The 18,025-nt window shown below is 63.0% G+C and carries 23 protein-coding genes, 1 other RNA gene and 2 pseudogenes; 5 read left to right on the top strand and 21 right to left on the bottom strand.

All coding sequences use genetic code 11. The annotated features are described in order from the left end of the window. Positions 1-130: 130 nt before the first annotated feature. On the top strand, positions 131-637 hold the full coding sequence (locus J2Y48_RS20665; protein WP_310421840.1) for an Hsp20/alpha crystallin family protein: 507 nt from the start codon (positions 131-133) through the stop codon (positions 635-637). Between the two features lie 200 nt (positions 638-837). On the opposite strand, the gene J2Y48_RS20660 is transcribed toward J2Y48_RS20665, so the two are convergent. From J2Y48_RS20660 to ruvC, 9 genes and pseudogenes are all read right to left on the bottom strand, one after another. Further along, positions 838-1,125, bottom strand: a complete 288-nt coding sequence (locus J2Y48_RS20660) for a DUF1330 domain-containing protein (protein ID WP_310421989.1) — start codon at positions 1,123-1,125, stop codon at positions 838-840. A gap of 177 nt (positions 1,126-1,302) precedes the next feature. Beyond that, a pseudogene (locus tag J2Y48_RS20655) lies at positions 1,303-2,139 on the bottom strand (metallophosphoesterase); the annotation flags it as partial. Between the two features lies 1 nt (position 2,140). After that, positions 2,141-3,181 (bottom strand): Holliday junction branch migration DNA helicase RuvB, encoded by a 1,041-nt coding sequence (ruvB, locus tag J2Y48_RS20650; RefSeq protein ID WP_310421837.1) that lies wholly within the window; start codon positions 3,179-3,181, stop codon positions 2,141-2,143. Beyond that, positions 3,178-3,582: a type II toxin-antitoxin system VapC family toxin gene (locus J2Y48_RS20645; RefSeq protein ID WP_310421834.1), complete on the bottom strand. Its 405-nt coding sequence runs from the start codon at positions 3,580-3,582 to the stop codon at positions 3,178-3,180. Before J2Y48_RS20645 ends, ruvB begins: the two co-directional genes overlap by 4 nt. After that, positions 3,579-3,866 carry an AbrB/MazE/SpoVT family DNA-binding domain-containing protein gene (locus J2Y48_RS20640; RefSeq protein ID WP_310421831.1) on the bottom strand — a complete coding sequence of 96 codons (288 nt, stop codon included), beginning with the start codon at positions 3,864-3,866 and terminating at the stop codon, positions 3,579-3,581. Before J2Y48_RS20640 ends, J2Y48_RS20645 begins: the two co-directional genes overlap by 4 nt. A gap of 69 nt (positions 3,867-3,935) precedes the next feature. After that, positions 3,936-4,553: a Holliday junction branch migration protein RuvA gene (gene ruvA, locus J2Y48_RS20635; RefSeq protein ID WP_310421827.1), complete on the bottom strand. Its 618-nt coding sequence runs from the start codon at positions 4,551-4,553 to the stop codon at positions 3,936-3,938. A 43-nt stretch (positions 4,554-4,596) separates the two neighbouring features. Further along, the gene (locus tag J2Y48_RS20630; RefSeq protein ID WP_310421824.1) at positions 4,597-5,010 is read right to left on the bottom strand and encodes a type II toxin-antitoxin system VapC family toxin; all 414 of its coding nucleotides are present in this window, start codon (positions 5,008-5,010) and stop codon (positions 4,597-4,599) included. Next, a complete protein-coding gene (locus tag J2Y48_RS20625; protein ID WP_310421822.1) occupies positions 5,010-5,264 on the bottom strand; it encodes an AbrB/MazE/SpoVT family DNA-binding domain-containing protein in 255 nt (84 codons plus the stop codon). The genes J2Y48_RS20630 and J2Y48_RS20625 overlap by 1 nt, the downstream gene beginning before the upstream one ends. Positions 5,265-5,322: 58 nt before the next feature. Next, positions 5,323-5,835: a crossover junction endodeoxyribonuclease RuvC gene (gene ruvC, locus J2Y48_RS20620; protein ID WP_310421819.1), complete on the bottom strand. Its 513-nt coding sequence runs from the start codon at positions 5,833-5,835 to the stop codon at positions 5,323-5,325. Between the two features lie 160 nt (positions 5,836-5,995). On the opposite strand from ruvC, the gene J2Y48_RS20615 reads away from it, so the two are divergent. Further along, positions 5,996-6,991: an LLM class flavin-dependent oxidoreductase gene (locus tag J2Y48_RS20615; protein ID WP_310421816.1), complete on the top strand. Its 996-nt coding sequence runs from the start codon at positions 5,996-5,998 to the stop codon at positions 6,989-6,991. Between the two features lie 2 nt (positions 6,992-6,993). Here J2Y48_RS20615 and J2Y48_RS20610 read toward each other — a convergent pair whose 3' ends face one another. From J2Y48_RS20610 to J2Y48_RS20600, 3 genes are all read right to left on the bottom strand, one after another. After that, positions 6,994-7,629 carry an HAD hydrolase-like protein gene (locus J2Y48_RS20610; RefSeq protein WP_310421812.1) on the bottom strand — a complete coding sequence of 212 codons (636 nt, stop codon included), beginning with the start codon at positions 7,627-7,629 and terminating at the stop codon, positions 6,994-6,996. 70 nt (positions 7,630-7,699) lie between these two features. After that, positions 7,700-8,446: a YebC/PmpR family DNA-binding transcriptional regulator gene (locus J2Y48_RS20605; protein ID WP_310421809.1), complete on the bottom strand. Its 747-nt coding sequence runs from the start codon at positions 8,444-8,446 to the stop codon at positions 7,700-7,702. Positions 8,447-8,653: 207 nt separating this feature from the next. After that, entirely contained in the window at positions 8,654-9,472 is an 819-nt protein-coding gene (locus J2Y48_RS20600; RefSeq protein ID WP_310421986.1) for an MBL fold metallo-hydrolase, read from the bottom strand. Between the two features lie 157 nt (positions 9,473-9,629). On the opposite strand from J2Y48_RS20600, the gene J2Y48_RS20595 reads away from it, so the two are divergent. Further along, positions 9,630-10,172: a pyridoxamine 5'-phosphate oxidase family protein gene (locus J2Y48_RS20595; RefSeq protein ID WP_310421806.1), complete on the top strand. Its 543-nt coding sequence runs from the start codon at positions 9,630-9,632 to the stop codon at positions 10,170-10,172. Between the two features lie 122 nt (positions 10,173-10,294). Here the strand turns inward: J2Y48_RS20595 and J2Y48_RS20590 are convergent, their stop codons facing one another. From J2Y48_RS20590 to J2Y48_RS20575, 4 genes are all read right to left on the bottom strand, one after another. After that, a complete protein-coding gene (locus tag J2Y48_RS20590; RefSeq protein ID WP_310421803.1) occupies positions 10,295-10,603 on the bottom strand; it encodes a BrnA antitoxin family protein in 309 nt (102 codons plus the stop codon). Continuing rightward, entirely contained in the window at positions 10,590-10,844 is a 255-nt protein-coding gene (locus J2Y48_RS20585) for a BrnT family toxin (RefSeq protein ID WP_310421801.1), read from the bottom strand. Before J2Y48_RS20585 ends, J2Y48_RS20590 begins: the two co-directional genes overlap by 14 nt. Positions 10,845-10,927: 83 nt before the next feature. Continuing rightward, entirely contained in the window at positions 10,928-11,752 is an 825-nt protein-coding gene (locus J2Y48_RS20580; protein ID WP_310421798.1) for a TIGR00282 family metallophosphoesterase, read from the bottom strand. Next, entirely contained in the window at positions 11,752-12,345 is a 594-nt protein-coding gene (locus J2Y48_RS20575; RefSeq protein ID WP_310421795.1) for a 5-formyltetrahydrofolate cyclo-ligase, read from the bottom strand. The genes J2Y48_RS20580 and J2Y48_RS20575 overlap by 1 nt, the downstream gene beginning before the upstream one ends. A gap of 231 nt (positions 12,346-12,576) precedes the next feature. On the opposite strand from J2Y48_RS20575, the gene J2Y48_RS20570 reads away from it, so the two are divergent. After that, a complete protein-coding gene (locus J2Y48_RS20570; RefSeq protein ID WP_310421792.1) occupies positions 12,577-12,879 on the top strand; it encodes a LuxR family transcriptional regulator in 303 nt (100 codons plus the stop codon). Between the two features lie 39 nt (positions 12,880-12,918). Here J2Y48_RS20570 and J2Y48_RS20565 read toward each other — a convergent pair whose 3' ends face one another. After that, a complete protein-coding gene (locus tag J2Y48_RS20565) occupies positions 12,919-13,902 on the bottom strand; it encodes a sugar-binding transcriptional regulator (RefSeq protein WP_310421789.1) in 984 nt (327 codons plus the stop codon). Between the two features lie 288 nt (positions 13,903-14,190). Between J2Y48_RS20565 and tal the strand changes: the two genes are divergently transcribed. After that, positions 14,191-15,153, top strand: coding sequence for a transaldolase (tal, locus tag J2Y48_RS20560; RefSeq protein WP_310421786.1), 963 nt, complete (start codon positions 14,191-14,193; stop codon positions 15,151-15,153). Between the two features lie 85 nt (positions 15,154-15,238). On the opposite strand, the gene J2Y48_RS20555 is transcribed toward tal, so the two are convergent. The 4 genes and pseudogenes from J2Y48_RS20555 to J2Y48_RS20540 all read right to left on the bottom strand — a co-directional run bounded on the left by J2Y48_RS20555 (position 15,239) and on the right by J2Y48_RS20540 (position 17,968). Then, complete coding sequence (locus tag J2Y48_RS20555) at positions 15,239-15,547, bottom strand: flagellin (RefSeq protein ID WP_405030271.1); 309 nt, start codon at positions 15,545-15,547, stop codon at positions 15,239-15,241. Between the two features lie 1,053 nt (positions 15,548-16,600). Further along, a pseudogene (locus J2Y48_RS20550) lies at positions 16,601-16,993 on the bottom strand (flagellin); the annotation flags it as partial. Between the two features lie 294 nt (positions 16,994-17,287). Then, positions 17,288-17,448: non-coding RNA, 6S RNA (gene ssrS, locus J2Y48_RS20545), on the bottom strand. Between the two features lie 148 nt (positions 17,449-17,596). Beyond that, positions 17,597-17,968, bottom strand: coding sequence for a cell division protein ZapA (locus J2Y48_RS20540; protein ID WP_310421783.1), 372 nt, complete (start codon positions 17,966-17,968; stop codon positions 17,597-17,599). Between the last annotated feature and the right edge of the window lie 57 nt (positions 17,969-18,025).

The raw sequence follows: 18,025 nt of genomic DNA, 5'->3' as shown, positions 1-18,025 counted from the left end.
CCATCCATTGCGATAAAATTTCTTCAATACCGGGATGCGCAAGTGCGCCTATCAGGCCTTGTTGGCCGGTGACCGGATATGACGGCATCCCTACAGTGACCGGCCTTCAGTCGATGAAGGAGTGACTATCATGGCACGTCGTTCGCTGATGCCATTTTCCGGCACCTCCATGAGCAACGACCCCTTTTTCTCCCTGCAACAGGGCATGAACCGGCTGTTCGACGAGGTGTTCCACGGCACGAGACTGCCGATGGCGGAACGTGAGGAGGGCTTGCTGACGCCTCGGATCAATGTTTCCGAAACCGAAAACCAGATCCGCATCACCGCGGAATTGCCGGGCGTGGCCGACGAGGACGTCGAGGTTACCCTCGATGACGATCTCCTGACGATCCGCGGCGAAAAGCGCACGGAAACGAAGGAGGAGAAGGAGAACTATCACTTCACCGAGCGCTCCTTCGGCCAGTTCCAGCGCGCGATCCGCGTACCGCACGCGATCAATCCCGATGACGTCCATGCCGACATGACGAACGGTGTTCTCACCATCACGCTGCCGAAGAACCCAGCGCACGAACAGACCCGCCACATCAAGGTCGGCTCAGGCTCCGGCTCAGGTTCGGGCACCACCATCAGCCACTGATGGCGGATGTGCGTCCGTGGCGGGAGAGACCGCGACGTCTCTCCCGCAGCAAGGCCGGTCGTCCGGCCGTCCGCGCTGCGGAAGTATGGCGACCGGCGTTTCCTGCGGCAAGTCGCCCGAAAACCTGCAGCGGTTTCGGAGCAAGGGCATGCAAACGAACAGAAACGTAGATGGCGTGACTCCTTTTCACGCCGTCTGCCCTAGACACCTTCGAGCGCGATTATCCGGGTGTTCGCACACCGTTCGCGAATGGCCTTGAGCCGCGCATATTCCGGTGAGTTGTACCACCCCAGTAAGGAAGACATGTCCGGGAACTCCAGCACGACAAGGCGATGCGGCTCCCAGTCCCCCTCCAATACCTGGGTTGTGCCGCCGCGGCCGAGGTATCGTCCGCCGAAGCGCACTTCGGTTGCCGGAACCTCCCGCTTGTATTCCTCGAAAACGGTCGCGTCGAACACGTCGACGTCGGCGATCAGATAGGCGGCCATTGTGGACCTCGATTCTGTCCGGAGGCCTAAAAATACGCTTTTTTGACCGACCTGTGTACCAATGCCCGCCGCGACGCAGGCGACGAGCATCAGCCTTGTCCCGGACGGACGACGGGGCCAGCCGGCAGAACGCGGCTTCGCCACGCGGTGGCTATGGCGCATTCCAACGGCTCCGGCGAGTTCGATGACCGTGATTTCCGGTGGCGAGCCGAAGCGGATCGGCGCAATCGAGCAGCCGAGCCCTCCGGAAACGATCATGTCGTGCCCCTGCTCAACCACCTGCCCGTAGGCATAGCGGCTGCCATAGGCCGAAGGCACGACGGGTGCATAGCCGAGAAGCCGGACCTGGCCTCCGTGAGTATGGCCGGACAGCGTCAGGCACACGCGCGACGGCACGCGCGGAAAGACGTCCGGCTCGTGCGCGAGCAGCATCACCGGGGCATCGTCCGTCACCAGCGCCAGCGTGCCGTCGAGGTCGTCGAGCCCGACGAAGGATTTGCGGCTCCATCGCTTGCCGGGCCGCGGGGCGAGCTGGTCCTCGATCCCGGCCAACCAGAAGGCGTTGCCGTCCTTTTCCAACCGCCGCGCCGTGTTTGCATATACATCGACGCCGACATGCCTCCGGCGCCCTGCGCAGTCAGGTCCTCCCACCAGTTGTGGTTTCCCATGATGGCATGGACGCCGAGCGGTGCGCGCAGGATGGACATTGCCTTCGACCAGTCCTTGGAGTGGACATAGCCGGTCACCAGGTGCATGCCGGCGGCGTAGTCGCCGAGAAGCACGATCAGATCGCCGTCGAGCGCGTTGGCCGCCTCGCAGATCCGGCCGATGCGCTTTGCACTCATCCACGGCTCGCAGGCGTGAATATCGGCGAGCGCGACGATACGGGCGCAGCCGGTATTCGGCGGTGCGAAGCCTGAGCATCGGCTCGATGCCGAAGGCGTAGCTGCTGGTTGCGAAGCCGGTGAAGGCGAGGCCGCCCAAAGCCTTCAGCAGACCGCGCCGGGTAATCACATCAATCCTCCCCGGAAAACAGCCGGAACTGCGACGTCTCCAGGTCCTTCGGCGGCTGCAGCCCCAGGTGCTTCCAGGCGTTCGCCGTCAGCACGCGGCCGCGTGGCGTCCGCTGGATGAAGCCCTGCTGGATCATGTAGGGCTCGATGATGTCCTCGATCGCGTCGCGCGGCTCCGACAGGCCCGCGGCGATCGTCTCGATGCCGACCGGCCCGCCGCCGAAATTGTGCGCGATCATCGACAGGTAGCGCCGGTCGAGTTGGTCGAGGCCCATGTTGTCGACCAGCAGCCGTGTCAGTGCCTCGTCGGCGATCGTCTTCGTCACCGCCTCGGCCTTCGCCACTTCCGCAAAGTCGCGCACCCGCCGCAGCAGCCGGCCGGCGATGCGCGGCGTACCGCGCGCCCGGCGGGCGATCTCGCGCGCCCCCTCGTCGGTCATGCCGAGACCCATCAGCCGCGCCCCGCGCCGCACGATCGATTCCAGCTCCTCGACCGTGTAGAAGTTGAGCCGCACCGGAATGCCGAAGCGATCGCGCAGCGGCGTCGTCAAAAGGCCGAGCCGCGTCGTCGCCGCCACCAGCGTGAACTTCGACAGGTCGATCTTCACCGAGCGCGCCGCCGGCCCCTCGCCGATGATCAGGTCGAGCTGGAAATCCTCCATCGCCGGGTAGAGGATTTCTTCGACCGCCGGATTGAGCCGGTGGATCTCGTCGATGAAGAGCACGTCGCGCTCTTCCAGGTTGGTCAAAAGCGCGGCGAGGTCACCCGCCTTGGCGATCACCGGCCCCGAGGTCGAGCGGAAATTGACGCCCAGTTCCTTCGCCATGATCTGCGCCAGCGTCGTCTTGCCGAGCCCGGGCGGGCCGACGAACAGCACGTGGTCGAGTGCCTCGCCGCGGTTCTTCGCCGCCTCGATGAAGATCTTCAGGTTGGCGCGGGCCTCCGCCTGGCCGGTGAAGTCGTCGAGCGTCTGCGGGCGCAGCGCGGCATCGACATCCTCGCCGCGCCGTTCGGAGGAGATGAGCCGTGCGGCTTCGGTCATGTCAGAAGTTCCATTCCGGGCACTTTTCGTGCAGCTTTCAGTTCGAAGGTCTTCACGGAAACGCAACCTTCCTCGATCGACCGGCAAGCGATGAGCGCGTCTGCGAGGTCCGCGTTGTTCGTTTCCACGAGATCGAGCGCCTTCAGGACCAAATTGTGGTGTTCGACGACAAGCCCGCGGGTTTGTAGCAGTTTATTGATGGCGGCGACCACGTCGTTCTTCGTGAAGCCGAGTTTCGACCGCAGCGCCCAATCGAGTTCAAGGATGCTGACCAGCGACAGAAAGGCCCGATAGTCCCTTCCAAGACCAGCGCCGAACTTAAGAGCCGCCTGCCGCTGTGAAGGATCGTCATTCGTCAGGAGCCTGATAACGACGTTCGTATCAAGGCCAAACATCTTCATGCAGCAGCATCCGGACTCTCGTCATCACTGACGTCAAGCGCATTGGTGCCCGCAGCCTGCAGCACAGCCTCGTCGATCTCTTGCAGTGTGAAGCGGCCATTTGGCGGGCTTCCGAGCAGCCCCGCAAGATCGTTGAAATCCACATTCTTGGGCGTAACGACCACCTGTCCGTCGATGATGCTGTAGATCAGTTGGTCACCCGGCCGCAGATGAAGTTCTTCCCGCATTTCCTTAGGCATCGTGACCTGCCCCTTTGACGACACCGTGACGGTCCAACTTTTCACCTGAACCTCCGAAAAGCTGTATTTCGTAGGAACATATCACTTTTCTCCGCAAGGTTCCGATTTTTCCTACTACCGCGCCAACTCCTTCAACCCCAACCGGATCAGCTTGGCGCTGTCGGCGCCCTCGCCGCCGTTCTTCAGCGCCGCGGCGACGGCGTTCGCCGCCTGGTCGCGCGAATAGCCAAGATTGGTGAGCGCCGAGACGGCGTCGGCGACCGGGGCCGGCGCCACGCCCTCGCCGATCTCCTGCTTCAGGCCGATGGCCTGCCCGGCGTCACCGGCGAAGGCCGGCGCCTTGTTCTTCAATTCGGTGATGATGCGCACGGCCACCTTCGGCCCGACGCCCGGCGCCCGCGACACCTGCACCTTGTCCTGCAGCGCGATCGCGTTGGCAAGCTCACCCGGCGTCAGCGTCGACAGCACCGCCAGCGCCACCTTCGAGCCGACCCCCTGCACGCTCTGCAGGAGCCGGAACCACTCCCGCTCCAGCGCCGACAGAAAGCCGAACAGTTTTAACTGGTCCTCGCGCACATAGGTCTCGATGAACAGCACCGCCGCCTCGCCGGCCGAACCGAGCTTGCCAAGCGTCCGCGCCGAGCAGAAGGCGACGTAGCCAACCCCATGGACGTCGAGGACCACATGGTCGTCGCCGATCTCGTCGATAGTGCCTTTGAGTTTGCCGATCATTGCGCATTCCTCGTCATGGATGGCATTGTCATGGATTGGCTCGTCACGGGTGGGTCTCCGGCGTTATCAAATCAACGGTCGGGAAATAGGTCCGGTATCCGGTAGGATCGCGGGTGAGGATGGGATAGCCGCGGACAACCGCATGGGCGCCGATGAAGAAATCCGGCAACACGCGCTCCTTGCGCCCGCCGCCGGCGCGGTAGAGTCGGAACGCCTGCGCAGCGGCGAAAGCGGCCGACCACGGAAGCCCTTCCCGAACGAATTCTGGCTCCGGCAGCAGGGCTTCCACCTCTTCGGGCCGTTCGTACCTATAGGAAAACTCTGAATAGATGATCTGGTTGATCACCACGCTGCCGCGTCGGCTGGCCGCCAGAAGCTGCGCCAGCGACCAGTCGTGCCAGACAGGGTCGCGCACGGCGAGGTCGACCAGCACGTTCGTATCCACCAGGGTCGCCATCAGTCGCGATCCCGGGTGATGCGCGCAAGTGCCTCGGCGTCCAGCGCCTGGTCGCCCGTTCCCGCCATTCGCCGCAGCGCGCCGAGAAAGCGATCCAGCCGCTCCCGCTCTTCCGCCTCGCGCTTTCCGTCCTTGGGAACGATTGTCAGCTTGCCGCCTTCGATCGCAAACACGACCTCGCTGTTCGGCTCGATGCCGGCGAGCTCGCGCAGATCGCGCGGAATCGTCACTTGTCCTTTGGATGTCACCCGCATGGCCGCACTCCTTACTTTGTAAGAAATATTCCGACTACCAGAACAAGTCAAGAACAAATCAACCGGCGAGCTTGGCCAGCCGACCGGCAAGGCTGCCGCGGTTGTGGGCGTGGCAGATGGCGATGGCGAGCGCGTCGGCGGCGTCGTTGCCCTTGAACTCCGCCTTCGGCATCAGCACCTTCAGCATCATCTGGATCTGCTGCTTGTCGCCGTGGCCGACGCCGATCACCGCCTTCTTCACCGCGTTCGGCGCATATTCGGCGACCCGCAGGCCGGCGCGCGCCGGCACCAGCATGGCGATGCCGCGCGCCTGCCCGAGCTTGAGCGTCGCCGTCGCGTCCTTGTTGACGAAGGTCTGCTCGACCGCCGCCTCGTCCGGCTGGTGGGCATGGATGATCTCCGCCAGCCCGTCATGCAACTGGCAGAGCCGCGAGGCCAAATCCATGTCGCCGTCGGAGGTCACCGTGCCGGAGGCGACGAAACGCAACGAGTTGCCGAGCGCCTCGATGATGCCCCAGCCGGTGCGGCGAAGCCCCGGATCGATGCCGATGATGCGAATCGTGCCCTGCATGGTCGAATCCTATTCCTGTCGGGCGGACCCTGCCAGCGAAATGTGAACAAAACAAAAACATCCACAAGGCCGGTCGGAAACGGCGTCGGACAGTTTGGATTTCACTGAATTGAACCTACATGGGAGTTCATTCAAAACTCTTCATGATGAGGCCCGCCCCATGATCCCGTTCTCAATCCTCGATCTCTCCCCGGTCGTCGAAGGCGGCACTGTCGCCCAATCGCTCGCCAACTCGCGGCGGCTGGCGCAAGAGGCGGAGGCACAGGGCTACAAGCGCGTCTGGCTCGCCGAGCATCACGGCATGCGCGGCATTGCCAGCGCCGCCACGTCGCAGGTGATCCAGCATGTCGCCGCCGGAACGAACAGCATCCGCGTCGGTGCCGGCGGCATCATGCTGCCGAACCATTCGCCGCTCGTCATCGCCGAGCAGTTCGGCACGCTGGAAGCGCTGTTTCCCGGGCGCATCGATCTCGGGCTCGGCCGCGCCCCCGGCACCGACATGCTGACCGCCCGCGCCTTGCGACGAAACATGGAAGCCTCGGCCGAGAATTTTCCGCAGGACGTGGTCGACCTGATGGCGCTGCTCGGCCCCGTCCAGCCGAACCAGAAGATCGTCGCCGTGCCCGGTGCGGACAGCAACGTCCCGGTCTGGCTGCTGGGCTCTAGCCACTATTCCGCCCATCTCGCCGGCATGCTCGGCCTGCCCTTCGCCTTCGCCTCGCATTTCGCGCCCGACATGCTGCTGTCGGCGCTGGAGATCTACCGAGAGCGCTTCCAGCCGTCGCAATATCTCGACAAGCCCCAGGTCATGGTGGGCGTCATGGGCGTCGCGGCCGACACGGACGAAGAAGCAAAGTTTCACTTCACCTCCATGCAGCAGTCCTTTGTCGCGCTGCGCCGCGGCGCGCCGACCGCCTTCCCGGCGCCGGTCGAAAGCATGGAGGGGCTTTGGAGCGAGCAGGAAAAGATCATGGTCGAACACACGCTGCAATATGCTGTGGTCGGCGGACCTAAAACCGCTCGCGACCAGATCGCCCGCTTCCTCGATCTGACCAAGGCCGATGAACTGATCATTTCCATGCCGGTCTTCGACATGGAAGCGCGGCTGAAATCCGTGCGCCTGTTTGCCAAGGCGCGGGCAGCGCTCGCCGCCTGATCTCAGCCGCCGGTCCGGGCGAGCGTGGCCGAAATATCCTCGACCTTGGCGAAGAACAGGTCCGGTCCGAGGCTCCTGAGGAAGCCCGGATCGGCGTAACCCCAGCCGACCGAGCCGGCCGCGATGCCGCAATCGCGGGCCGCCTCGATGTCGCGAGCTTCGTCGCCGATTGACAGCGCCCGCCCAGGTGCCACCGACGTCGCCTTCAACAGCCGGCGAAAATGCAGCGCCTTTCCGAACAGCGAAGCGCCGCAACCGAAGTGATCGATGTGCCTGGCGTTGTCGCCGAGTGCTGTGCGAACGACCGTCTCACGATTGGAGCTGACGATGGCGATGCGCGCGCCCGCCGCCTTCAGCGAAGCCAGCATCGGCTCGACGCCGGCAAACAGGCGGATCTCGGAAGCATGCGCCTCGGCCTGCCGGCGCATAAATGCCGCGATCGCCGGCAGCTTCCAGAACGGCACGCCCATGTGGGCGATGATCTCGTGGTTGCCCTTGGAGCGCAGTTCGTCGAATTCCGGACGCGACATCCGGCGAAAGCCGAAGCGATCCGCCGCCTGGTTGGTTGCGGTCATGAACCAGTCGCCGGAGTCGGCAAGGGTTCCGTCGAAATCGAAGATGACAAGGTCGTAAGTCATGCAGGATAGGTCATGAAAAAGCCCGCGCCTCGAAAGGCACGGGCGGGATATTGATCGGTACGTCTGCCCGTCAGGCGGAAAGCTTGGCCAGCACCTCGTCGGAGACCTCGAAGTTCGAGTAGACGTTCTGTACGTCGTCGTCGTCCTCGAGCGTATCGATGAGCTTCATCAGCGACTGCGCCTTTTCCTCGTCGACCGGCACGGTGTTCTGCGCCTTCCAGATCGCCTTGACCGTCTCGGCCTCGCCGAGGGTCCCTTCAAGCGCCTTGGACACCTCGCCGATGCTCTCGAAGGCGCAATAGATGGTGTGTTCTTCCTCGTCGGTCTCGACGTCGTCGGCGCCCGCCTCGATCGCCGCTTCCATCATCTTATCGGCGTCGCCGGCCGAAAGCTTGTAGGTGATCTCGCCGACGTGGTCGAAGGAGAAGGAAACCGAACCGGTTTCGCCGAGCGCGCCGCCGGCCTTGGTGAAGGTCGAGCGGACCGAGGAGGCGGTGCGGTTGCGGTTGTCGGTCAGTGCCTCGACGATGACGGCGACTCCGCCTGGTCCGTAGCCCTCGTAGCGGACTTCCTCGTAGTTCTCCGCATCGCCGCCGGAGGCCTTCTTGATGGCGCGCTCGATGTTGTCCTTCGGCATCGACTGCGCCTTGGCGTTCTGGATCGCCAGCCGCAGCCGCGGGTTCATGGCCGGATCGGGCATGCCCGTCTTGGCGGCAACGGTGATTTCGCGTGCGAGCTTGGAGAACATTTTCGAGCGCACGGAATCCTGGCGACCCTTGCGATGCATGATGTTCTTGAACTGTGAATGGCCTGCCATGACACCCCTTGATCTGTCTGGCGCGACGGCGACGATCCGCTCCGGGAGCGACGGCCGGCGCTGTTTCGGTTCGGGAGCGCACCCATCCGCGTCCAGTCCGGCCCGGCGGCTCCGATTTTGGAAAATGGCGCCTTATAGTTTCATTGACGCCATCCGTCCAGAAGGGCCGACAAAAACGTCGCTGCCGGCCGGCGGCCGCTGTTTCGCTCAGACGCCCTTGAGGACCAGGATCGTCGGTCGCCGCGGCAGGGAACGGGTGGAGACCGCGACACTCGCCGTGTCGGCGATGGAAACATCGAAATCCTCGTCGAACATCGACAGGAACTGCGCAATCGGCGGGCCGCGCCGGTGCATCGGCAGGATCAGCGCCGAGCGCAACCGCTCGACCACCCGGCTCATGCTCTCTGCCCCCATCGTCAGGCCGCCGTCGACCGGCACCATCAGCACGTCGAGCCGGCCGATCTCGGCATATTGCTTGCCGGTCAGTTCGTGATGCAGATGGCCGAGATGGCCGATGCAAAGCCCCGCGACCTCGAAGATGAAGATGGAGTTGCCGTTCTCCTGCATCGCTCCGCCCCATCCGCGGATGTCGGTCGGCACGTTGCGGATATAGACGTCGCCGACAACGAGGTCGTGGTTGGCCGGCCCGCCGTCGTCGCGCCAGCCGTGCAGCACATGGGCGATACCGGGATCGGGCATGAGCGTGTAGTGGCTCGAGTGCGCCCTGTTCATCGTCACCACGGTCGGCAGCGATGGTGTCTGATACCAGCCGTTATAGTCGGTCGCGATCTTCACGCCACCCGCGGTCTCGATGAAGAAAGTGGAGTGCCCGATGTAGGTGATCTCGACGGTGCCGTCGTTCTGGACGTCGCCGGTGGACCGGACGCTCGCGAAGACCGCCTCCGGCAGCGCCTGCGCGATCATCTGGCACTGGCTGGGGGGCTTCGCCGGCTCCTGGGCACGCGCCGCCCCGGCAACGGCCAGGACGCAAAGCAGGACAAGCGGGGAAAGAAGTCGGACTTGCATCATCGGCGGCTCCGATCATCGACCGAAGGCACTATGCCTTCCGCGGCCTGTCAGGTCGAGTTGCTGGCCCGGCGGCTGCCTTCACAATCCCGTCACCGGAACAATGGCCCTCTCCGGCACGTTGCGCCGGCAGTTGGAACTGCAAAGGAGCAATCTCATGACGAGCCTGACCCGCGCCCGCGAAAACCCCCGCGAACAGCTTTTCGACGAGATCGACCGGATCGCTGCCGGCATGCTCGGGCTTGAGCGGGTCCGCATGCACCCACAGCCGATGGCCCCGCATCTCGACCGGGAGACGAACACGATCTGGTTCTTCACCAAGACCGACACGGACCTGGCCGAGGCGATCGGCGGGGGCAACGGCGAACGCGGCATCTTCTGCGTCGTCGGCAAGGATCACGACTATCACGCCTCGCTCGCCGGCCGCATCACCGTCGAGAAGGACCTGGCGAAAATCAATGAATTCTGGAACTCGGTTGTTGAGGCCTGGTACGATCACGGCATGGACGACCCGAGGCTTACCATGCTGGCCCTGCGGCTGGACGATGCCGCGATCTGGGCCTCCACCGGCAGCACCCTGAAATTCGGCTGGGAGATCGCCAAGGCAAATTTCAGCGCCGACGAAGAGCCGGACGTTGGCGTGCGCGCGCACGTTGTCTTCGGCGAGACTTCGGCGGACCAGCGGCAGTGGCCGAGGTGAGGCCCGATGTAGAGCGTTCTTCAGTCGTTCGACCGATGATGTGACGCGGGTGCGAAGTCACGGTGCAGAGTCTCAACACAGCAGCGGTAATGATCCGCGGTTCGCAAGCGGTTTGTGCGCGCTCAGACCTTGGCGCGCTTCAGCACCTCGTTGATGCGCGCCTGCCAGCCCTTGCCCGTCGCCTTGAACTTCTCGATCACCTCGGGGTCGAGCCGCAGCGAGATCTGCTGCTTCGACCGCGCCAAGGACGGCCGCCCGCGCGCGCGCCGGATGCCCTCCATCAGGTCAGGAAGGGCCTCGGCGAACGGACGGGCCTGAGCCAGTTCCTCATCGGTGGCCTCGGCGCTGTCCGGATCGTCGGCGATCTCACGCTGGATTTCCGCTTCCTCTTCGTCGCTCAGCGGTGGGATAGGGTGCTTACCAGCGTTCATGAACGGCCCTTTCCTTACGGCTCGCCCTTCGCATCGAGATGATTGAGATGCCTTGCGAGCCGAGCCGGGCGAGCACCACCGCAACAATGCCGTTGCGCAAGACACCGATCGCCATCAGGCGATTTCGCTTTACCGGAACGATGGTAGACGCCGCAAAGAACTCCAGCGTCAGCTCGGCAAAATCATATCCATGCTTGGCGATGTTCGCCCGGCGCTTGCTCTCATCATAAAGGATCTGCACGATTTTTGTATCACTTTAAATCACGATACTAAAATCATGCCCTAGTTTCAAATTCGCGCAAGCGCAATCTTAAGGCGAATCCCTCAGGTCCAAAAATCCGGGATCGTCTCCGACAGCCGTGGACCGATCCGTAGCGGTGCGATCTTCTCGGCAAGCCCGGTCCGGTCGGAAATCTCCACCCCGACGCCGCAGATGGTCGCCGGGCCGCTTGCCGCCTCGAAGCGGCCCTTCGGCATCTTCGAGATGAAGCGGTTGAGCGGCTCCTCCTTGTCCATCCCGAGCGAACTGTCGTAGTCGCCGCACATGCCGGCATCCGACATGTAGCCGGTGCCGCCGTTGAGGATCTGGCAGTCCGCGGTCGGCACATGGGTATGGGTGCCGACGACGACGCTCGCGCGTCCGTCGACGAAGTGGCCAAAACACTGCTTCTCGCTGGTCGCCTCGGCATGGAAGTCGAAGATGACCGCATCGGCCTGCTCGCCGAGCGGGCAGGATGCGAGGATCGCCTCGCCTGCCGTGAAGGGGTCGTCCAGTTCCGGGTGCATGAAGACCCGCCCCATGACGTTGGCGACCAGCACGCGGGCGCCGTTCCTGGCGAAGAACAGGTTCGAGCCGCGGCCGGGCGTCCCGGCCGGATAGTTGGCCGGGCGCAGGAACTGGTCGTGCCGGCTGGCAAACGTCACCGCCTCCTTCTGGTCCCAGACATGGTTGCCTGTAGTGACCACGTCGGCGCCGGCGTTGATCGTCTCCTGGAAGATGTCCTCGGTGATGCCGAAGCCGCCGGCGGCGTTCTCACCGTTGACGACGACGAAATCGAGCTTGAGGTCCGAGATCAGGCCTGGCAGCCGGTTCCACACCGCGGTCCTGCCCGTCTTGCCCACCATGTCGCCCAAAAACAGAAAGCGCATCAGCCCTCTCCACCCTGTCCGTTGAATATCCGAAAACCACTCTCCGTCAGGACGGCATCGAGCGGCACGTCATGCGCTTCGGCCGGCACCGAGGGCACTTCCTGGCAGTCGAAGGCGATGCCGATCAGGCGGGGTGAGCGCCCTTTCGCGCGCAGCCGGTCGATGGCCCGGTCGTAGTGGCCCGCACCGTATCCGATCCGATGCCCGCTCACATCAAAGGCCGAAAGCGGAACCAGCAGGATTTCCGGATCGAGGAGTGCGGCCTCGGGACCCGGCCCCGTCGTGCCGAAACCGGTGTGGATCAATGGTGCGCCACGCACCAGTTCGCGGAAGACGATGGTTTCCCGGTCGAGCACGACGGGAAGCGACAGCCGGGCGCCGCGCTCGGCCAAGCGCGCCATCAGCGGGCGAATGTCGGCCTCGGAGCGAATCGGCCAGAAACCCGAGATCACTGCGCCGGGATCGATGGCGATCACGTCGCCGGCGTGGTCCGCCATGGCGAGACTGCCCTCGATGCGGGCCTCCACCGGCATTTTGTCCCGAAGCGCCAGCTTCTCGTTGCGAAGCGCGGCTTTCAGTTCTTTCGGCGTCACGCGGCTCTTCCCGTTGCTGATCGTTTTGCTTCCCATAGCGCCGGACAGCGCCACCCGCAACCGCCGGACGCGACCGACATGGCCAAGCCCGAAACCTTTGGACACAGGCAAGGGTGCCGGACGGTGTCGACACGTGCCGTTTCGCGACAACCTGGATGAGAAAGCGACCTACAGCTCAACCTTCCGCAAACTCCGCGAAAGTTGCTGAAAGCCGCAAAAGCAGGATAACGTTTGATAAAGCATCCCGTCAGCTTCGGCTGGAACGACCGCGGAAACCCGCTCTATCACCGCGTCATGTCCACCGTCGATTCGCACTCATCACCCCGGCCGCGCCAGGCCAAGCCGGAGCTTACGGCCATCGAACTGCGTTGCCTGGCGTTGTGCGCCGAAGGCAAGCCACCGGAGCAGATCGTGATCGAGACAGACTTGCCCCTTTCGCGCGTCGTCGAGGCGCTGACGACGGCCGTGGTGAAGCTGGACGCCCGGAACATTACCTGCGCGATTTCGCGCGCGGCACTTCTCAACCTGATCTGACACCAACCTGCGCGATCGGGCAGGTTGGCGACACCGCCCTTACGCCGCCTGCGCTTCCGCCAGCTCCAGCATCGCCATCGCCGCCCCCTCGTCGGTGATCAGCGTGTTGCAGCCGATCCGCCGGATCGTTGCACGGATCGCCGGCGCGCGGTGCGCGCCCCCGGAGACGAGCACGATGTGGTTTGCCTTCTTCACCGTGTCGAGGTCGATCGACATGACCCGGTCGCGGATCGGATGATCGATGGTGCGTCCTTCGGCGTCCAAAAAATTGCACATCGTATCGCAGACGCAGCCGGCCGCCACCAGTTCCTCCAGCACCTGGCGGGGCAGGAAGCCGCGCGACAGCGAGCTGGAGTCTGGCCCGATGTCGCCGCAGCTAACGACGGCGATGTCCATCGTCTCCGCCAGTTCGAACAGCGGCTTCAGCCCGCATTTGTCGATGAGGCTGCGCTTCGTCTCGCGGCTGTCGACGAGCAGCGGGGCGAGAAAGAGATAGCACTCGGCGCCGAGCTGGCTGGCAATCCGCCAACTGTATTCGATCGGGTTGATGTGATGCGCCTCGACGACGCCGCCGAGCAGCGAGACGACCTTGACACGCTCCCGCCGCGCCGGGCGGAAGCTTGCGAGCGAGGCGGTCAGCGTGCGGCCCCAGCCGACGCCGATCGTGCAGTCGTCTGGGATCGCCTCGGTAAGAAACTGGCCGAGCGCCAGCCCGACGCTCTTGGCCGTGCCCTCGGCGCTGTCGGCCGCCGGCACCACCACCGCCTCGTCGAGGCCGTAGGCCCGCTCCAACCGTGTCGCCAGCTCCACGCAGTCGCCGACGCCCTCGTCGATCCAGATCTGCACCTCCCCGCGCTTCAGCGCCTCGTCGAGCATGCGGATCACCGTCGACCGGCTGACGCCGAGCTTTTCGGCGACATCCTTCTGCGTCATGCGCTGGTTGTAGTAGAGCCACGCCGCGCGAAGACGCAGCGACGCGCTCTCCGATATTGCTGTGTGCGTCTCCCGCCTAAGTTTCACCAATGCGCCTCCGTATCGACCCGTTCTGTGGACAAATCGACCGCTCATAGCATGGAACCCAAGCCCCGCGACATATGTTTAACAGCGTGAGCAAAAGTGCTTGACATCGGCGCGAGCCGACGACGATAGTCGCTCGTGCCGCAGCGTCACCGACGCCGGGTGCATTTGCGTGCGCGGACGCGGGAAGCGTCAAATCCCGTATAGCTGCCGCACGTGTGCTCGAAGGCAACGGCGATCGTTTCGAGCCGACGGTCGGCGCTTCACAGGACACCACGGAACGGGATCTCGAACATGACCTCCAAGCTTGAACAATTGCGTGCGATGACGACCGTCGTCGCGGACACCGGCGACATCGAAGCCGTCGCCCGCCTGAAGCCAGTCGACTGCACGACCAACCCGACCATCGTCCTGAAGGCGCTGCACACGCCGATGTTCGCCGACGCCGTCGCCGAGGCGCTGCGCTGGGGTCAGTCGCAGGGCGGCAGCCGCGAGGGCGTCGTCGCCGCCGTCGCCGACCGGCTGGCGATTTCCGTCGGTTCGGCGCTCTCCGAACTCGTGCCCGGACGCGTCTCCACAGAAGTCGACGCCGACCTCTCCTTCGACACGCAGGCTTCCATCGACAAGGCGCGCGCCATCATCAAGGCCTATGACGAGCGCGGCATTGGCCGCGAGCGCATCCTGATCAAGCTCGCCTCGACCTGGGAAGGCATTCGCGCCGCCGAAGTCCTGCAGAAGCAGGGCATCGACTGCAACCTGACGCTGCTCTTCAACAAGGCCCAGGCGATCGCCTGCGCCGATGCCGGCGCCTTCCTGATCTCGCCCTTCGTCGGCCGCATCCTCGACTGGCACGTCAAGGCCACCGGCAAGACGTTCACCGCCGAGGACGATCCGGGCGTGCTTTCGGTGCGCGCGATCTACGACTACTACAAGTCCAACGGCATCAAGACGATCGTCATGGGCGCCTCGTTCCGCAACACCGGCGAGATCGAGGCGCTGGCCGGCTGCGACCGGCTGACGATCAGCCCGCAGCTTCTGGAAGAACTCGACAAGGCCGAAGGCAAGCTCGAGCGCCGGCTCTCGCCAGAAACCGTCAGCCACGTCGCCCCGATCAAGATCGACGAGAAGACCTTCCGCTGGATGCTGAACGAGGATGCCATGGCGACGGAAAAGCTCGCCGAAGGTATCCGCGCCTTCGCCAAGGACCTCGGCGCGCTGCGCGCCCTGGTCGACAAGGAGATGAAGGCTGCGGCCTGATCTCAATACGATCCGCAAAACCACAACGGCCGCCCTTGAGGCGGCCGTTTTTGCTTTGAGGTCGAGACACATGATCTGACCCGCATCAACGGAACAGCTGCATGATACCTTCCGAACTTGAATTGGCGATCGATAGCGACTGCACCGCAAGCTGCTGCTGCGCCTGCACCGCCTTGAGGCGCGTCGAGGCCTCGTTCATGTCGGCATCGACAAGGCGACCGATGCTCCCGTCGATCACGTCATGCATCTTTTTGGAGAATTCGGTCTGAAATTCGATGCGGCTCTTGATCGACCCCAGAATTGAAGCCCCATTTGTCACCCGTCCGAGAACAGCCTCGATGTAATCGATGTCTTCCTCAAGCGGTCGGGAGCCGTTAACGATGTCGATGTCCATCAGGTTGATGTCTGGCAGCGGCTCCAGATTGTAGTGAATGTTGCTGAAGCCAAGCGACGTGCCGGAACCGGCCGCTCGGTGGACCGCCGGATCGGTTCGCACCAGCACCCCGCTACCAGATACCTCTATCTGGAGGCCCGGTTGCCCAATCAGTGACTGCAGAAGAGTGACCATGTCTTCAGGCGTTCGAATCTTGCCATCATCGATTCCGAGCAGACTGTTGACGTATTCCCGATCAAAACTGTGGCTGGTCGGCGCCGCCCCATTCAGGCTGAAATTGAAGGATATGAGGGATTCCTCATAGACAACGAAAGGCTTAAACGATAGCGGCAAACTCCACCCGCCCCGCCCCCAGCTAGACAAGCCGTTTATATCCTGAGCGCCGACATTACTGGTGAAATCGGTGATACCGACATATGTGCCAGGAAGGCCGAGTGAATCGTCCGTGGAAATATCGATCGATTTCTGGACCAGAAAAGGAAAGGGCGGGTAGTATGTATTGGCCCTGGCGCTTGCCGCCGCCCCAAAGAAGGTCAGCGCTTCTTCCAGCACCTTCGCATAGTCGTCATGCGTCGAAATCACTCCGTTCGCCGCCGGAAGCGCCGCGTCAACGATAGAACGGTCGATGATAATTTCCGTTGTCTGCCCGGGCTCCAGCGGTCCTGGCAGCCCCTGCGCGGGATTATCCGCGTCGACGGTGATCTTGAACCTGATCTCGGCACCCGGCGCGTCGAAACTAAGCGGTAGCGTGTAGGGAATATTGATGGAGGCGTTAGCGCCGGATTGCTTGTACTGATCGCTCCATCCTTCCCACTTCACGGCCTCACTGGATCTGTATTCCCAAACCCTTATGCCGCCGATGTTCTTCACATCACGTGGGTCTTTTTGCAGCAGACCGCCGCCGGTGGAGTTAAACAGCGAGATGTCTAAGAGCTTGAAGGAGGTCTTTTCGACCGACACTGCGTTTTCGCTGTCGCGAACATACGCGGAGACGACGGTCGCCGCGTTCATCTGGGAATCGTAGATGTCCTCGATGTCCGTCGACAGGTAGTTCACTCCATTGAAGGACGAGGACTGCGCAATCGAAAGAATCTGGTTCTTAAACTGCTCAAGCTCCTGCTGGATCTTCGCCTTATCCACGCCATCTTCACTCGCCGCAACCAACTTCGCCTTGAACATCTGCAGCACGTCGACAACCGCCTCCATCCCGGCATAGGCCGCGTCGATCTTCGCCGCACCCAGTCCGAGCGCATCCGAAACCGCCGACAGCGCCATGTTGTCCGAGCGCATCGTCGTCGAGATCGACCAATAGGCAGCGTTGTCGGAAGCGACTGCAATCCGCATGCCGGTGCTGACCTGGCCTTGTACCTTCTGCGAGTTGCTGTCGAGGGCGCGCAACGTCTGAAGCGCAGCGATCGCCCCCGCATTCGTATGAATGCTGGTCATTGCGGTACCCATAAATGATGGAAAGCGCTCATCATGAGCAGAAACAAATTGTGTCATACATCCGCCATGCTGGTTACCTTACGGTTAACATTTGCAGCGGAACGGAAAATTTTGAGAGGAAAAATTCCGCAAAATCAATGCTATATATTGGTAATACGATACGAAAGCTGTCTTCGGGCCCCTTGCGAAAACGGGGCATCGAGCAACAACGAAGTCATGGCTCACAAGCGGCTACCGGTAGCGACGCTGGAGGCCCAACGACGCGACAAGCGATCAAAACAATGCAAGAGAAGAGCGCGATCCACGACGACCGATGGTATTTTTTACGATCCCGGGTGCCTACAAAGTAGGTGGGCGCCGTATATCCGGACCCACGGGCCCGGTCAGGGACAGCTCCCTTGAGATCGTGTATGGCCCCGGGGATTGTGGTTACCTGTCGGGAAGCGCAGACCGCCTAGTAGATATAGGATGAATCGGCCCTGTCCGCCAGTGTGTTTCGCTCGATGTCGGACTGGTCGTTGCGGGAAGCTATAGCCTGGCTATTGTCCGGTCACTCAGCGGGTGCGGATAACAGTTTGACGAGGCCGCAAACACTGGACGCGTCTAGTTGGCGGGTGGCCGACCCGTCAGCTTCGCTGTCATCCCCTGGATCTGGCTCGTCAGTTCGCCGAGCGCCTGGGCGATCGTTTCCTCTTCATGCGAGATGTCGGCCAGCGCATTTTCCCGCTCGCGCCGCAATCCGGCGAGTTCCGCCTCCAGGGCTTGCAGCCGACGCGTGACTTCGCTCAGTTCATCCATCACCATGATACCGGCCATCACGGTGAGGCGCAGATCGCCAATCTCGCCGAACTGCCCCTTCAGATGGCCGACATAGCGATCGAAACCGGAGGCAAGATCGGTCAGATGCTGCTCCTGCCCTTCCTCGCAGGCCATGCGATAGGCCTTGCCGTCGATCAACACCGTTACCTGCGCCATCGGATGTTCCCGTGTTGCTTCCTAAAGCGTGTCGCGATCTTTCAGATCCGCTTGCCA

Origin of the sequence: Mycoplana sp. BE70 (assembly GCF_031455855.1) — a bacterium.
GTDB lineage: Bacteria > Pseudomonadota > Alphaproteobacteria > Rhizobiales > Rhizobiaceae > Mycoplana.
The sequence above is the reverse complement of the archived record's forward strand: the minus strand, read 5'-3'. Positions and strand labels throughout refer to the sequence as shown.

What these genes read in the sequence shown, in the direction of transcription:
- J2Y48_RS20665 (WP_310421840.1), top strand. Translation starts at nt 131, where the DNA reads ATGGCACGTCGTTCGCTGATGCCATTTTCCGGCACCTCCATGAGCAAC.
- J2Y48_RS20660 (WP_310421989.1), bottom strand. Translation starts at nt 1,125, where the DNA reads ATGGCCGCCTATCTGATCGCCGACGTCGACGTGTTCGACGCGACCGTT.
- ruvB (WP_310421837.1), bottom strand. Translation starts at nt 3,181, where the DNA reads ATGACCGAAGCCGCACGGCTCATCTCCTCCGAACGGCGCGGCGAGGAT.
- J2Y48_RS20645 (WP_310421834.1), bottom strand. Translation starts at nt 3,582, where the DNA reads ATGAAGATGTTTGGCCTTGATACGAACGTCGTTATCAGGCTCCTGACG.
- ruvA (WP_310421827.1), bottom strand. Translation starts at nt 4,553, where the DNA reads ATGATCGGCAAACTCAAAGGCACTATCGACGAGATCGGCGACGACCAT.
- J2Y48_RS20630 (WP_310421824.1), bottom strand. Translation starts at nt 5,010, where the DNA reads ATGGCGACCCTGGTGGATACGAACGTGCTGGTCGACCTCGCCGTGCGC.
- J2Y48_RS20625 (WP_310421822.1), bottom strand. Translation starts at nt 5,264, where the DNA reads ATGCGGGTGACATCCAAAGGACAAGTGACGATTCCGCGCGATCTGCGC.
- ruvC (WP_310421819.1), bottom strand. Translation starts at nt 5,835, where the DNA reads ATGCAGGGCACGATTCGCATCATCGGCATCGATCCGGGGCTTCGCCGC.
- J2Y48_RS20615 (WP_310421816.1), top strand. Translation starts at nt 5,996, where the DNA reads ATGATCCCGTTCTCAATCCTCGATCTCTCCCCGGTCGTCGAAGGCGGC.
- J2Y48_RS20610 (WP_310421812.1), bottom strand. Translation starts at nt 7,629, where the DNA reads ATGACTTACGACCTTGTCATCTTCGATTTCGACGGAACCCTTGCCGAC.
- J2Y48_RS20605 (WP_310421809.1), bottom strand. Translation starts at nt 8,446, where the DNA reads ATGGCAGGCCATTCACAGTTCAAGAACATCATGCATCGCAAGGGTCGC.
- J2Y48_RS20600 (WP_310421986.1), bottom strand. Translation starts at nt 9,472, where the DNA reads ATGCAAGTCCGACTTCTTTCCCCGCTTGTCCTGCTTTGCGTCCTGGCC.
- J2Y48_RS20595 (WP_310421806.1), top strand. Translation starts at nt 9,630, where the DNA reads ATGACGAGCCTGACCCGCGCCCGCGAAAACCCCCGCGAACAGCTTTTC.
- J2Y48_RS20590 (WP_310421803.1), bottom strand. Translation starts at nt 10,603, where the DNA reads ATGAACGCTGGTAAGCACCCTATCCCACCGCTGAGCGACGAAGAGGAA.
- J2Y48_RS20580 (WP_310421798.1), bottom strand. Translation starts at nt 11,752, where the DNA reads ATGCGCTTTCTGTTTTTGGGCGACATGGTGGGCAAGACGGGCAGGACC.
- tal (WP_310421786.1), top strand. Translation starts at nt 14,191, where the DNA reads ATGACCTCCAAGCTTGAACAATTGCGTGCGATGACGACCGTCGTCGCG.
- J2Y48_RS20555 (WP_405030271.1), bottom strand. Translation starts at nt 15,547, where the DNA reads ATGGACATCGACATCGTTAACGGCTCCCGACCGCTTGAGGAAGACATC.
- J2Y48_RS20540 (WP_310421783.1), bottom strand. Translation starts at nt 17,968, where the DNA reads ATGGCGCAGGTAACGGTGTTGATCGACGGCAAGGCCTATCGCATGGCC.